8 protein-coding genes are annotated in these 13542 nt (G+C 72.3%); 5 read left to right on the top strand and 3 right to left on the bottom strand.

Features of this window, described 5'->3' with window-relative positions:
• Window positions 1–50: 50 nt before the first annotated feature.
• Complete coding sequence (locus ACFQVC_RS40685) at window positions 51–878, bottom strand: TylF/MycF/NovP-related O-methyltransferase (protein ID WP_381841193.1); 828 nt, start codon at window positions 876–878, stop codon at window positions 51–53.
• Between the two features lie 55 nt (window positions 879–933).
• Complete coding sequence (locus tag ACFQVC_RS40680) at window positions 934–1674, bottom strand: methyltransferase domain-containing protein (protein WP_381841190.1); 741 nt, start codon at window positions 1672–1674, stop codon at window positions 934–936.
• Window positions 1675–1871: 197 nt separating this feature from the next.
• Here ACFQVC_RS40680 and ACFQVC_RS40675 point away from each other — a divergent pair, with 197 nt between their 5' ends.
• The 3 genes from ACFQVC_RS40675 (at window position 1872) to ACFQVC_RS40665 (ending at window position 6099) form a co-directional block, all read left to right on the top strand.
• The gene (locus ACFQVC_RS40675; protein WP_381841187.1) at window positions 1872–2120 is read left to right on the top strand and encodes a hypothetical protein; all 249 of its coding nucleotides are present in this window, start codon (window positions 1872–1874) and stop codon (window positions 2118–2120) included.
• A 68-nt stretch (window positions 2121–2188) separates the two neighbouring features.
• Window positions 2189–3226 carry a hypothetical protein gene (locus tag ACFQVC_RS40670; protein ID WP_381841184.1) on the top strand — a complete coding sequence of 346 codons (1038 nt, stop codon included), beginning with the start codon at window positions 2189–2191 and terminating at the stop codon, window positions 3224–3226.
• On the top strand, window positions 3223–6099 hold the full coding sequence (locus tag ACFQVC_RS40665) for a stealth conserved region 3 domain-containing protein (protein WP_381841181.1): 2877 nt from the start codon (window positions 3223–3225) through the stop codon (window positions 6097–6099). The genes ACFQVC_RS40670 and ACFQVC_RS40665 overlap by 4 nt, the downstream gene beginning before the upstream one ends.
• On the opposite strand, the gene ACFQVC_RS40660 is transcribed toward ACFQVC_RS40665, so the two are convergent.
• Window positions 6084–8195, bottom strand: coding sequence for a bifunctional glycosyltransferase family 2 protein/CDP-glycerol:glycerophosphate glycerophosphotransferase (locus ACFQVC_RS40660; RefSeq protein WP_381841179.1), 2112 nt, complete (start codon window positions 8193–8195; stop codon window positions 6084–6086). The genes ACFQVC_RS40665 and ACFQVC_RS40660 overlap by 16 nt on opposite strands.
• Window positions 8196–8357: 162 nt before the next feature.
• On the opposite strand from ACFQVC_RS40660, the gene ACFQVC_RS40655 reads away from it, so the two are divergent.
• Together ACFQVC_RS40655 and ACFQVC_RS40650 are read left to right on the top strand one after the other, a co-directional pair.
• On the top strand, window positions 8358–11918 hold the full coding sequence (locus tag ACFQVC_RS40655; RefSeq protein ID WP_381841176.1) for a bifunctional glycosyltransferase/CDP-glycerol:glycerophosphate glycerophosphotransferase: 3561 nt from the start codon (window positions 8358–8360) through the stop codon (window positions 11916–11918).
• Window positions 11915–13462: a hypothetical protein gene (locus ACFQVC_RS40650; protein WP_381841173.1), complete on the top strand. Its 1548-nt coding sequence runs from the start codon at window positions 11915–11917 to the stop codon at window positions 13460–13462. Before ACFQVC_RS40655 ends, ACFQVC_RS40650 begins: the two co-directional genes overlap by 4 nt.
• The last annotated feature ends 80 nt before the right edge of the window (window positions 13463–13542 follow it).

Here is a 13542-nt window from a genome sequence, read left to right as displayed (position 1 = left end):
CGGGCGGCGGGCGGGGGCCCGGCTTCAACTTCCTTCCCTGGCGGGGTCCGTCAGGGCTTGACGGCGATACGCCCCTCATCCATGCGAAGCAGCAGCAGCTGCTCGCCGGTCTTCTCCAGGAACTCGTCCACGGCCTGGCGCGAGCCCTGCCAGTAGCCGTAGTCGTCGATGAGCAGGACGCCGCCGGGCACCAACCGCTCGTAGAGGTGGTCGAGTTCGTGCTTGGTGGAGGCGTACCAGTCGGTGTCCAGGCGCAGGATGGAGATCTGCTCGGGCGCCTCGTGCGGCACGGTTTCCTCGACCTTGCCGACCACGTAGTGCATCCGCTCACGCGGGTAAGGCACGTTCTCGAAACCGGACTTGACGTCGTCGAGGTCCGCGACGGCCCAGATCGGCCGGTCCTTGCCCTGGGCGTCGAGCAGCTCCTGTGCGGACTTGCCGTCCCGCCGCAGGTCCTCCTCGGTGGGCGGCGTCATGCCCTCGTAGGTGTCGAAGAGAAACAGCTCGCGGTCGGTCTCGCCGAGGGAGAGCAGGGTCTTGGCACAGGCCTGCATGGAACCGCCGCGCCACACCCCGCACTCCACGATGTCGCCCGGGATGTTGTGCTTCACGATGTGCCGGGTGGCGAGGATGAAGGCGTTCAGGCGCTCGGGCGAGGTCATCGTCCACGGCTTCACCGCGCGGATGATGTCCTTCGCCTCGTCGTCGTAGTCGTCCGGAAAGACCAGGCCCTTGGGCTTCGGCTTGGGTTTGGGCTGCGGCTTGGGGGCCGCGGCCGCCGCCTGAGGGGCCGTGCGCTGGGCGGGTACGGGGACGCGCGTCAGCTGGTATCCGGTGATCTGCTTGAGTACGCCGTTCACTGCGTTTCGCCATGCCATGCGGCGGGACGATACGCGCGCCCCGCCGCAGATGTCACTTTTCGTCAACGTACGACTACCGTGCGTGCGTTGCGCTCGCGCCCACGTCGGACGGGCGCGCGGGCTCGGGCACAGCCGCGGGCCTGCCGCACTCGGCGCGCGCGGCCAGCGGTTCGGGCAACGGAACGCCCTCGACGCCACCGACCCGGTTGGCCCACCAGCGGGTGGTGGCCCGAACAAAGGTCATGGTCATCCGGGGGTAGCGCTTCGGCTTGCGGAAGACGCCGACGGAGTCGCCCCAGTAGGCGTTCTTGGCGTCCACGCTCTTGTAGTCGTGCCGGATGCCCTTGGTCGGCGGGAAGTCGGTGTAGGCCTCGACCAGTTCGAGCCTGGTGTACGCCGCCAGGGCGCGGAACCCGTCCGGGTAGTAGCGCCAGCAGTCCTGCATGTCGTGCACGTGCCCGCGCGAGGGGGCCGTCACGAAGGCCGTGCCGCCGGGCCTGAGGACCCGGGCGATCTCCAGCATCGACGCCCAGAAGAACGGGATGTGCTCGAAGGCCTGCCCGGAGAGCAGGAAGTCGGCGCTGTTCGACTTCACCGGAATGCGGTACGGCTTGCGCATCACGCGGTCGACGTTCGGGCCGTCCCAGACGTCGACGCCCACATAGCGGATGTCGCGGCCCTTGAGGATCTCCTGGTGGGTGAGCTTCTGCCCGTCGGAGATACGGGAGCCGAGGTCGACGACGCGCTGCCCGCCGCCGGTCGGCATGTACTGCTGCACGCAGAGTTCCATCTGCTCGTACGCGGACCTGTGCACGGCTGCCTCTTTCCAACGCTGGTGTACGACTCGTTCGTTGAGGACAACAACGGCCGACACGGCGCGCGGTCACGGGGCTGGGAGTCTCCCGTGGTCACGGGCGGTTACCAGTACGTCCAGGCGTCGGGCTCGTACAAACCACGGCGTACAGGCTGCGTACGTGGTGAACAGGCGCCCCCCACAAGCAGTGTTGGGCCATGCCGACGTCACAGAGATCGTCGCCGAGCTCGCCACGCACGCCGCCACCCACGGCCGCGCCCCCGGCCGAGCCGGGGCCCGAGGCCGGGGCGGGGCCCGAGGCCGGGGCGGGGCGCGGGCTCCTGATCGTGGCCGCGCTCGCCGACCGGTGGGGCGTCCGGGTCGAGGCGCCGCGCAAGACGGTGTGGGCGGAGGTGAACGCCGGGCGAGGTGACAGCCGAGCAGAGGTGACCGTCATGCGGAGGTGACCGCCATGCGGAGGTGACCGCCAGCGTGCCGCCCCAGCGCCCCTGCTCGCAGCGGGCAAAGTAGGCGAATGCAGCGATTTGGGTTCAACATCCGGGCCAATCGGTTCCGGATCGAACGCGTCGTGGCGGGCCGTACCAGTGGCTCGGCAGTGCTTCTCTGGTCGCCCGCCCATCTCTCGCTCCGGGACAGCCGGACACTCAACCTCGCCCTCGATCCGCCCGGACCGGTGGAACCTGGGGACGGGGCCCATCTCCTGATCTCCCGCGGCCGTCGGCGCTACCGGCTTCCGCTGGCCCTGGAACGCCTGGCGGAGGGCGGCGGGCAGCTGCTCACCGCGACGGCCACCCTGCGCGGCCCCGGCGCCGACGGGGCCGGTTTCCGCCTCGCCGACGGCGTGTGGCGGATGACGGTCGTGACGACGGAGGGCGGCCGCAGGCGGCGCCGCGGCATCCGGATGGACAAGGAGCCGCCGCTGCCGCCCACACCGACCGTGCGGCACGCGCCCGACCCCGGCACCGGGGCGCTGATCCGGGTGGTGCGCTGCCGCACCGGGCGGGCCGCCCTGCAGGTGACACGGCCGCAGCCGCGCGCCGAGCTGGTCCGGTTCACGCCGCGCGGCGACGGCGGCACCGTGCACGGCCGCCTGGTCGCGGTGGGGCCGGGCGGCTGGCGGGCCGAGGCGGTCCGGCGCAGGGACGGCGTCGTCGTACCCGTCCAAGCCTCCTGGGAGGGGCCGGAGTTCACGCTGCAGCTGCCGCTCGGCGCGATGGCCGGGGCCGGGCGCGGGCAGTGGGTGTGGGATTTCCGGCTGCTGCGGGAGCCCGGCCGCGGCCGCGGCCCTGCCGAGCTGCCCGTCGGGCGCTGGCTGACGGACGTCCGCAACCCGGCCGCCGCTTTCCCCGCCCCTTTCCGCGTCTTCGCGCTGCCGTGCGGCTCGCTCGTACGGGCCCACGCGCACCTCACGAAGACCGGCGCGTTCGCCGTGACCTGCCTCGACCTCACCGAGGACTCGCACCTCACCGAGAACACGCGCCGCACCGGAATCGCGCACCGCACGGAGACCTCGCACCGCGCCGAGACCTCGCACCTCACGGAGACCTCATGAAGATCACGTATCTGCTCGGCTGGGGCGACGAGATGGGCGGCACCGAGCTGGCCACGTACACCCAGGCCGAGCATCTCGCCGAGCGCCACGACGTGGAGATCCTGTCCGTCTTCAGGACCAGGGACGAGCCGTTCTTCCGCGAGGCCCGTGCGCTGCCGGTGCGCTACCTGATCGACCGCACCGTCACCCCGGAGCGCCCGGTGCGCGACTCGCTCCTGGACGGGACCGCCTGCCGCACCCTCGCCGCGCTGCCCAGCGAACTGATCGCGCCCGCCTGGGAGGACGCCTTCGACCGGCTCTCCGACATCGAGATGGCCACGGCACTGGCCGCGCTCGACACGGACGTCCTCGTCACCACCACCCCCGCCCTGATGGCCGCGGCCGTCACGCACGCGCCCGCGCGGGTCGTGACCGTGCACCAGGAGCACCGGCCCTCGCAGCGCCGCGGCGCCTCGGGCGAGCCGCTGCTGCTGCACGCGCCGCGCCTGGACGCCCTGGTGACGCTCACCGACCGGACCCGGGTGTGGCTCGCGGAGTCGCTCGGCGCGAGCGCACCCGAGCTCGCGGTGATCCCGAACGCGGTTCCCGCCGGCTTCCGGCCGAGCGCCGACGCCGAGAGCCGGACCATCGTGATGGCCGCGCGGCTCACCGGCGAGAAGCGCGTCGACCACGCGATCCGGGCCTTCGGCAAGATCGCGGACGCCCACCCCGGCTGGTCCCTGAGGGTCTTCGGCAGCGGCCGTATGGAGCAGGAGCTGCGGCGGCTCGTCGACGGCCTCGGCCTGCACGACCGCGTCGAACTCCTCGGCCCCTGCCAGGACATGGCCGCGGAGTGGGCCAAGGGCGGGCTCAGCCTGCTCACCTCGGGGCACAACGAGGCCTTCCCGCTGGTGCTCCTGGAGGCCATGGCCGCGGGGGTGCCGGTCGTCGCGTACGACGTGCTCACCGGGCCCGCCGAGATCGTCCGGCACAAGGTGGACGGGCTGCTCGTGCCGCCCGGCGACACCGACGCGCTCGCCGCCGCGATGAGCTCCCTGATGGGCGACCCCGAGACCCGCCGCAGCTATGCGAAGGCCGCCCGCAGCGGTGTCTACGAACGCTTCTCGTCGGCCGAAGTCACCGCGAAGTGGGAGGAGTTGTACGAGCGGCTCGTGGCCCGCAGGGACAGACCGGAGCGCCTCGGTGAGCGCGCCGACCGGGTCGCGGCGGGCATCGGCTCCGGCGGCGCGGCCTTCAGGACCACCGCCCCGTATCTGATCAGCGCCGCCCCCGGCGCCGGTGAACGCGCCCGCGAGGACGAGATCCTCGCGGCGTCCGGCGGCCGCCTCGTGCGCTCGGTGGGCCGGCTCGCCGAGCAGCGCGACGACCTGACCGCGCCGCAGGTGATCGACGCCAACCTCGAACTCACCGCGTCCGCCCTTCAGGCACAGGACGTGCCGTACGCCCTGGTGCGCACCGGCGCCACGGCCCACACCCTGGCCGTCGCCGCCGAGTACCGCGACCGCGCCCTGAAGGCGCTCGCCGAGGCGTGCCGCGACAGGGCGGTCTACGCGGAGCTGGTCAAGCCACGGGACGCCGCGCCGGGCCCGGTGCTCGCCGAACGCCTCGACAGCATCGGCGAGGTGGCGGGCGTGAAGGTCTTCACGCCGGTGACCACCTCGACGCTGTCGCTGCGGTACGGGGCCGCGCAGGCCTGCACGGTGGCGTTCTGGGAGCGGCAGGACGCGGCCGCGGCGTGGCAGGACGGCAGCTGGCTCGGCGCCGACGGCACTGCGCGCACCGCGGACGGGGAGCCGGTGGCCTGGCGGGCCCCGTTCGGCGGCACGCTCGCGGGGCGTGAGCTGCCCTCGCTGCGGCCCACCGCCACCCTGCGGGTCCGGGGCCGTGACTACCCGACCCTCGACGTGTTCGCGCGGCGCCTGGTCAAGGACGTCGACTTCCCCGTCGACGCCGTCTACACCTGGGTCGACGACGCGGACCCGCAGTGGCGGGCCCGGCGCGACGAGGTGCGCGGCGGCGGCGCGGAGTCCGCGGACACCGGCGCGGTGCGCTTCCGCAACCGTGACGAACTGCGCTTCTCCCTGCGCTCGTTGGCGCAGTACGCACCCTGGATCCGGCGGGTTCATCTGGTGACGGCCGGCCAGACCCCGGCCTGGCTGGACACGGACCACCCGGACCTGACGGTGGTCGACCACCGCGAGCTCTTCGCCGACCCCGGAGCCGCGCTCCCGACCTTCAACTCCCATGCCATCGAGACCCAACTGCACCGCATCGAGGGCCTGTCGGAGCACTTCCTCTACTTCAACGACGACATGTTCCTGGGCCGCCCCACCACCCCGGACACCTTCTTCCTCGGCTCGGGGCTGCCCCGGGTCTTCTGGGCGGGGGCGTCCGTGCCCCCGCTGCCGCCGTCGGAGCGGGACGAGGGCTATCTGGCGGCGGCGAAGAACAACCGCGCTCTTCTGGAGCGGGATTTCGGCCGCACGCTCACGCACGGCTTCGTGCACGCCCCCTACGCGCTGCGCCGCAGCCTCCTGGAGGAACTCACCGAGCGGTACGCCGACGAACTGACCGCCACCTCCCGCAGCCGCTTCCGCTCCCACCGCGACCATTCCCTGGTGTCGTCCCTGTTCCAGCACTACGCGTTCGTCACCGGCCGCGCGGTGCCGGGCGGCATCTCCTACGAGTACGTCGACATCGGCAGCAGGAGCGGTCACGCCCGCCTCGGCCAGCTGCTGCAGAGCCGCGGCAGGATGGCGTTCTGCATCGGCGAGGCACCGCACAGCACGCTGTCCGACCAGGAGATGGCGCTCGCGATGCGCTCGTTCCTGACGGCGTACTTCCCGGTCCGCTCGCCCTACGAGCGGGCCTGATCCGCCCCGGCGAGAAACAGCCGCCGCACCACGCGCTCGGCGGCGCCCCCGTCGTCGTAGGGACAGAAGCGCGCACGGAAGGCCCGTCGGAGGCGGGTCGTCGTGTCCGTGTCCCACGCCTCGGCCTGGAAGAGGAAGCGCAGCTCCTCCTCGCTGGTGGCGACGGCGCCAGGGGTGTCGCCCGGCCGCCCCGACAGGAGGTCGAAGTAGGTGCCGCGAGCCAGGCGGTAGGCCTGCCAGTCGGGGGCGTAGGTGATGATCGGGCGGTCCAGGCAGGCGTAGTCGAACATCAGCGACGAATAGTCCGTGATCAGTGCGTCGGACGCGAGGCAGAGCTCCTCCACGCGCGCGTGCGAGGTGACGTCGAGCAGCTGCGGGTGCTCCTCCAGGCCCGCGTGCGTCCCGTAGAAGTAGTGCGCGCGCACCAGGATCACGAAGTCCGGGCCGAGCGCCTGGGCGAACTTCTCCAGGTCGAGCCGGGGCAGAAAGCCCTTCTGGTAGTCGCGGTGGGTGGGCGCGTAGAGCAGCGCGGTCTGGCCGTCGCCGATGCCGAGCTCCTTGCGGACGCGCTGCTCGTCCTCCGAACTGGCCTTGAAATAGACGTCGTTGCGTGGATAGCCGAGGTTCAGGGGCTCGTAGGCGGAGGGGTAGACGCGCTCCCACACCTCGGTGGAGTGCGGGTTCGAGGAGAGGCTGAAATCCCACTGGTCGGTGTGGTCGAGCACCTTCTGAAAGCTGATGCCGTGCGTGCCTGCCGGGTAGCGGCGCTGGTCGAGGCCCATCTTCTTGAGCGGTGTTCCGTGGTGGGTCTGGAGGTAGACCTGCCCCGGCCGTTTCACGAACCCCCCGGGAAAGCTGGAGTTGTTGACGAGATACGTCGCCCGCGCCATCGCCCGCCAGTAGCGCCGCGAGCCCTCGATGACGTACTCGACGCCCTCGGGGACCTTGTGCTTGTGGCGGCTGCTGACCACCCATACGCCGCGGATGTGCGGGGCGAGCTCGCGGGCCTTCTCGTACACGGCGTACGGGTTGCAGGACAGACCGCGGTTCCAATAGGCGCCGTAGACGGCCAGGTTGGGGTCGAGGGGGCGGCGTCTGTCGCCGCGGTAGGCGGCCTTCATGACCTTGGCCCGCAGCTGCCGCTTGCGCCGCGCGAGCGCACCGCGCGCCGCCTTCAGCCTGCTGTCGGCGGTCTTCAGGGCCTGGAACGCGGCGTAGGACCCGGCGGCGAGGGCCCGCTGGCGCTCGCCCACGGGTTCGTACCCCTGCGGCCGGTGCTTGCGGTACAGGCGGGCGGCGGCCCGGAAGAAGTCGGCGCGGTCGGCGGGCCTGATCCGCCCGGGGTCGCCGAGCACATCGAGCAGATGCGCCACGGCGTACGGGAACACCCGCGCCGCGGCGGCCCCGGCGACGGCGGGCGCCGCGAACAGCTCCTCGTAGCGCGAGAGCACCGCGAAGTGCTGCCTCCCCGGCGTCGTGGACACGCTCCCCCCGCGCCGCTTGCGCCAGCGCACGCACACCCGGTCGAGCACTCCGAGCCGCTCACCGGCGAGCAGCGTGGCGCGGTGCACCGGCAGCACGTCCTCGTACGGGTCGGTGCCGGCCGTGAACCGCAGTCCGTGCGCCGCCCAGAAGGAGCGCCGGAACACCCGGTTCCAGGCGACGGGGACGGCCGCAAGGGGATCGTCGCCGGGCGCGTCCCCGCCGCCGCGCACGCTCTCCCACCAGTCGACACGGTCGTGCCCGAAGAGCAGGACGTCCACGTCCCGCTGGTGCAGCGCCCGGTCGATCGCCTGCAGCGAGCCGGGCAGGAGCAGGTCGTCGCCGTCGAGGAAGAGCAGGAAGTCGCCGCGGGCCCGCGCGGCCCCGGCGTTGCGCGCACCGCCCGCGCCCGACCGGGATTCGAGACGGACGAGTTGCACGCGCGGGTCACGCTCCGCATACTCCGCGGCGATCGCGGCACAGGCGTCCTGCGAGCAGTCGTCGACGACGATCAGCTCCAGGTCGCGCAGGCTCTGGGCCAGCGTGGATTCCAGGCATTCCCGCAGGTAGCCCTGGATCCGATGGGCGGGGACGACAACGGAGAAGCGCACCATGGGCACTGACGGTAGTCAGGCGCGTACCGCCTGTCGAAGACCGAAGGCCACTCTTTCGGGCGACCAAAGGCAAAAAGATTGACGTGAGTGGGCAAATGGGACAAATGCACCGTCATATTCGGCGGTGCACCCGAGTGTCTCCGCTGCGAAAGGCCCCTCATCGTGCGATCAGCGCAGCCACGCCTCAGCGTCGTCGTGCCCATTTACAACGTCGAGGACTATCTGGAGGACTGCCTGCGCTCTCTCGCCGGGCAGACCCTGGCGCGCGAGCACGGCATCGAGGTCGTGCTCGTCGACGACGGCTCCACCGACGGCAGCGCCCGTATCGCCCGCGCCTTCACGGACAGCGACCCGCGCTTCCGGTACGTCCGCCAGGAGAACGCCGGCCTGAGCGCCGCCCGCAACACCGGCGTGCGCCACACCTCGCCGGACGCCGAGTATCTGACCTTCGTCGACAGCGACGACATCGTGCCGCACAACGCGTACGAGCGCATGATCGCGAGCCTGGACGCGACCGGCTCCGACTTCGCGACCGGCAACGTGTGGCGGCTCAACGAGCGCGGCCGCCAGCAGGCCTGGCAGTACAAGTGGCTCACCACCGCCAAGCAGCGCACCCACATCACCCGCGACCAGAACCTGCTCTCCGACCGGGTCGCCTGGAACAAGGTCTTCCGCAAGGAGTTCTGGCTGCGCCACGACTTCACCTTCCCCGAGGGCAAGCTCTACGAGGACACCCCGGTGATGATCCCGGCGCACTTCCTGGCCACCTCGGTGGACGTACTGCGCGACCACGTCTACTACTGGCGCGTGCGCGAGGGCTCGATCACCCGGCGCCGCACCGACGTCAAAGGCGTCACCGACCGGATCGCCGCCTGCCAGGGCGTGAGCCGCTTCCTGGGGGAGCGCTTTCCGGCACACAAGAAGACGTACGACGTCTCATGCCTGCGCGATGACTTCGTGTACTTCCTGGAAGGCCTGCCGATGGGCGGGCCCGAGTACCGCGCCGCCTTCCTCGAAGGCACCGCCGCCTTCCTCGCCGAGGCCGAGCCGTCCGTGGTCGAGGCCCTCCCGGTCGAACTGCGCGTCAAGTGGCAGCTGGTGCGCGAACAGCGACTCGGCGACCTCATCGAGCTGCTCGACTTCGAGCAGCACAGCGGCACCGCCTTCCACGTCCGCGGCCACCTGCGCCGCACCGCCGTCCACCCCACCGCGTCGGGCGGCCCCCTTGAGGTCGAGCGGCGCCTGGCCCGCCTCAAGCGGCGTGAACTGCCCGTCGTGGCGCGGGTCCTTGAGACGTCCTGGGACGCCGAGGGGCGGCTGCGGATCGGCGGATACGCGTATGTACGCAACCTGGAGGCCGCCCGTCCGGGGCAGGCCGTCAAGGCCGGGCTCCTCAAGTCCGTGCAGCACAAGGGGCAGCTGCGCACGATCCCGACCAGGACCGTCACCGCCCCGCAGGCCACCGAGAACTCCCGGCAGCAGCTGCACAGTTACGACCTGTCCGGCTTCGAGATGACCATCGATCCGCGCAAGCTCAAGATCCGCGGCCGCTGGCGTCCCGGGAACTGGCTGCTCGGCGTGGTCGTCGGCGGTCACGGGCAGGTGCGCAGGGCCGCCGTACGCTCCCTCGACGGCTCCGCCGCACAGTGCGTGGTGCGTGAACTCGACGACGGCATGCGCCTCGTGCTGGCCTTCAGCAAGGGCCGTCTCGTGCTCAAGGTCCAGGAGTACGCGGCCCGCGTCGAGCGGCACGCGCGCGAAGGGGACGACGTACTGCTCAGCGGCCGGCTCTACGGCGGTCTGCGCGCCGCCGGTCAGCACCCCACCGGGCTGCATCTGAAGCACAAGCACTCGGACGCCGAGGTCACCTGCCCGGTCACCGTCGACGGCACCGCCTTCACCGCGCGTGTGCCGCTGCCCGACCTCGAAGCCGTGCCTCCGGCCCCGCACCTGGCACCGCGCGAGGTCGAGCCGCTGCACGGCGACCGCTGGCAGGCCAACCTGGTCCTGCCCGACGGCTCCCTGAAGTCCGTCGCCGCCGTCACCGACCTGGCGCCGGGGCGGTACGCCACAGGCGCGGGACGCGAGCTGTGCACCACCGCCAACGACACCGGGCAGCTGGTCGTCGAGCTGACCCGGCAGCCCGTCGCCGACACCGTGCGCTGGCTCGACGACGGCACCCTGGCCGTCGAGGGCTCGCTCGCGGGGGCGAGTTGGGGCGCGGCCGAACTCGTACTGCGGCACAGCGCGCGCGGTGAGGAGGTCGCAGTGCCGGTGGAGCGGTCCGGCGACGGTGATGGCGCCTGTTGCGACGGTGACGGCGCCGGTGGGCGCTTCCGTGCCGTCCTCGCCCCGGCCGCCGCCGCCGACGGGCTCCCGCTGCGCGAGGGCCGCTGGTACGCGTTCCTGCGCGAGACCGAGCCGGGCGTCGGCATCGGCGAGGTGCACGCGCGCGACGGCATGCCGGTGCGGCTTCTCACCTCACTCTGCGCCGAACTGCCCCTGAAGCAGAGCCTCGAAGGCCGTGAGTACGCCGCCGACCGCCGCTTCGGCGACCGGCTCCTCATCGACTCGGGCCCGGTACTCGCACCCGAGGAGCGCGGCGCCTACCGCCGCGAGCGGCTGCGCACCGCGCACTACCCCGAGCAGCGCGCGCTCCCCCTGAAGGAAGCCGTCCTGTACTTCGACGGCGACTCCCCGCGCGCGGTGCACGAGGAACTGGTGCGCCGCGGCACCGAGACCGAGCACCTGTGGGTCACCCACGACCAGCAGACCCGGGTACCGACGGCAGCGACCGGCGTCGAACTGCACAGCGCCGCCTGGTACGAGGCGCTGGCCCGCTGCCGCCGCATCGTCACCGCGGGCCACCTGCCGGACTGGTTCGAGCGGCGCGAGGGCCAGACCGTCGTACAGACCTGGCACGGCTCCCCGCTCAAGCGCATCGGCACCGACCTCACGGACACCCTGTACGCCGACCACGGCCATCTCGACGCGCTGCCGCGCCTGTCGGCCCAGTGGAGCGTCCTGGTCACCCCGAACCGCTACGCCATCCCCCACATGACCCGCGCGCTCGCCTACGACGGCGAGATCCTGCAGGCCGGCTCGCCCCGCAACGACCTCCTGTTCGCCGACGACCGCAGCAAGGTCGCGGACCGGGTGCGCACGGAGCTCGGCATCGAGGACGGCAAGCGCGTGGTCCTCTACGCGCCGACCTTCCGCGACCATCTCGCGCTCTCCCGTGGCCGCTTCCGCTACGAACAGGCCCTGGACTTCGGTGACCTCGAGCACTCACTCGGCGCCGACCACGTCCTCCTGGTGCGCAGACATCCCCTGGCCTCGGGCCGTCTGACGGGCGCGAGAGCCCCCTTCGTCCGCGATGTCGGCGCCCACCCGCAGATCGCCGAGCTGCTCCTGATCGCGGACGTGCTGGTGACCGACTACTCGGCCCTGATGTTCGACTTCGCGCACACCGGGCGCCCGATGCTCTTCCACACGCCCGACCTGGAGCACTACCGCGACACGGTGCGCGGCTTCTACCTGGACTTCGAGTCCCGTGCCCCGGGGCCGCTCCTCGGGACCACCGCGGGGATCGCCGCCGCCCTGCACGACCTGGACGGTGTGGCCGCCCGGCACGCCGACGCCTACGCGACCTTCCGGCAGGCCTACTGCGACCTGGACGACGGACGGGCATCCGCCCGGGTGGCGGACAGGCTCATGCGATGACCACGGCCACCCCGACCCGTAAGCACACGCGCGTGGTGCGGGGCGCGACCGCCGTCATGGGCGGCCGCCGCTCCCTGCGTCCCAGCCCCTACCTCGTGTTCGGCACCCTCTTCTGGGTGCTGATGTCGGCGGCCGCCTGGCGGGTGCCGATCTGCTGCGACTTCGGCCAGCACGCGGCGGTGGTGGAACGCCTCAAGGCCGACCTCCTGAACCCCGCCCACCCGATGGCCGACCTGCCGGGCGCGGGCAGCGCGTACTACTCGCCCTACGCGGTCGCGCAGGGCCTGGTGGCCCAGCTCACCGGCCTCGCGGGCTGGCAGGTGGTCAAGCTGACGGGCCCGCTGAATCTGCTGCTCCTGCTCACGGGCCTCGGCCGGGTGGTCAGGACGCTCTCCCCGCGCCCCTGGGCACCCGTCCTGGCCCTCGCCTTCATGGTGCTCCTGTGGGGCACCAAGATGGCCTGGTGGAGCGGCTATCTGGGCCTGATGTCGATGACGGGGCATCTGTCCTTCCCCAGCACCTTCGGCATCGGACTCGCCTTCTGGATCTGGGCGTCGACGGCCCGCCTGGCCCGCTCCGGTGGCCCTCTCGCGGCGTACGCGGGGCTCGGCATCCTCTCTGGCGTGGTCCTGCTCGTGCACCCGATCTCGGCCGTGGCGGCCATGATCGGGGTGGCGGCGTTCGTCGCGGGATGGCAGCGGGACTGGCACGCGCGCGTGGTGGGGCGTTGGGCGCTCGTCGCCGTCGTCGCCGTCCTGGTCGCCACGGCCTGGCCGTACTACAGCGTCTTCTCCCTCGTCGGCGACCAGAGCGTCGACTGGATCCACAAGCAGCTCTACACCGAGATGGACGCCCGCTTCTGGCTGGCCCTCATCGGCCTGCCCGCCCTGTGGCTGCGCGGCCTTCGCGACCGCCGCGACCCGCTGGTACTGATGTTCGTGACGGAGGTCGCGGTCATCGCGTACGGCTGGCTGAGCGGCCACTACACCTACGGCCGCATCCTCGGACTCACCCTGGTGCCCCTGCAGTTCGCCCTCGCCGTCGAGCTGGCGCAGGCCCGGCCCTGGCCGGCGGGGCGGCGCTTCCTCGCCCAGGCGACGGCGGCCGCGGCGGCGCTCGGCTTCCTGGTGCAGGGCGGCGCCGTCGTGCCCAGGTCGGTGGATCCGGTGGGCCTCGACCAGCCGCCGCGCTGGGCCGAGTACGACTGGGCGGCGCGCCGCATCGGTCCCGGCGAGGTCGTCCTCACCGACGGCTACCGCCCGTCCCGTTCCCTGCCCGGCTACGGCCCCAACCTGGTCGCCCCCGCCTGGCCGGACGCCTCCCTGCCCGAGCCCGAACGGGCCCGCCGCCAGCGTGATGTGGCGGCGTATCTCGACCCCGGCTCCACGCGCGCGGAGCGCGCCGCGATCGTCGCCCGCTACCACGTGCGCTGGCTGCTCCTCGACCCGAGCCAGAAGGCGCCGCAGGAGGCCGTGGTGGTGGCCTGGGGGCCGCGGACCGGCGAGGCGCTGGCCCGGGTGGGTCCCGGCCGGCGGGCCGCGTGACCTGCCGCCACTTCCCCGCCTGAGGCTCTGCTTCCGGCCTGAGGTCCTGCCCCCCCTGAGACCCTCACTTCCGCGCCTGA

Source organism: Streptomyces monticola, assembly GCF_042665355.1.
GTDB lineage: Bacteria > Actinomycetota > Actinomycetes > Streptomycetales > Streptomycetaceae > Streptomyces > Streptomyces monticola.
Note: the sequence above shows the minus strand (reverse complement) of the source record. Positions and strands in the feature narration are given on the sequence as shown.

Coding starts and splice junctions, on each gene's coding strand:
- ACFQVC_RS40685 (WP_381841193.1), bottom strand. CDS start 878: ATGGCATGGCGAAACGCAGTGAACGGCGTACTCAAGCAGATCACCGGA.
- ACFQVC_RS40675 (WP_381841187.1), top strand. CDS start 1,872: ATGCCGACGTCACAGAGATCGTCGCCGAGCTCGCCACGCACGCCGCCA.
- ACFQVC_RS40670 (WP_381841184.1), top strand. CDS start 2,189: ATGCAGCGATTTGGGTTCAACATCCGGGCCAATCGGTTCCGGATCGAA.
- ACFQVC_RS40665 (WP_381841181.1), top strand. CDS start 3,223: ATGAAGATCACGTATCTGCTCGGCTGGGGCGACGAGATGGGCGGCACC.
- ACFQVC_RS40660 (WP_381841179.1), bottom strand. CDS start 8,195: ATGGTGCGCTTCTCCGTTGTCGTCCCCGCCCATCGGATCCAGGGCTAC.
- ACFQVC_RS40650 (WP_381841173.1), top strand. CDS start 11,915: ATGACCACGGCCACCCCGACCCGTAAGCACACGCGCGTGGTGCGGGGC.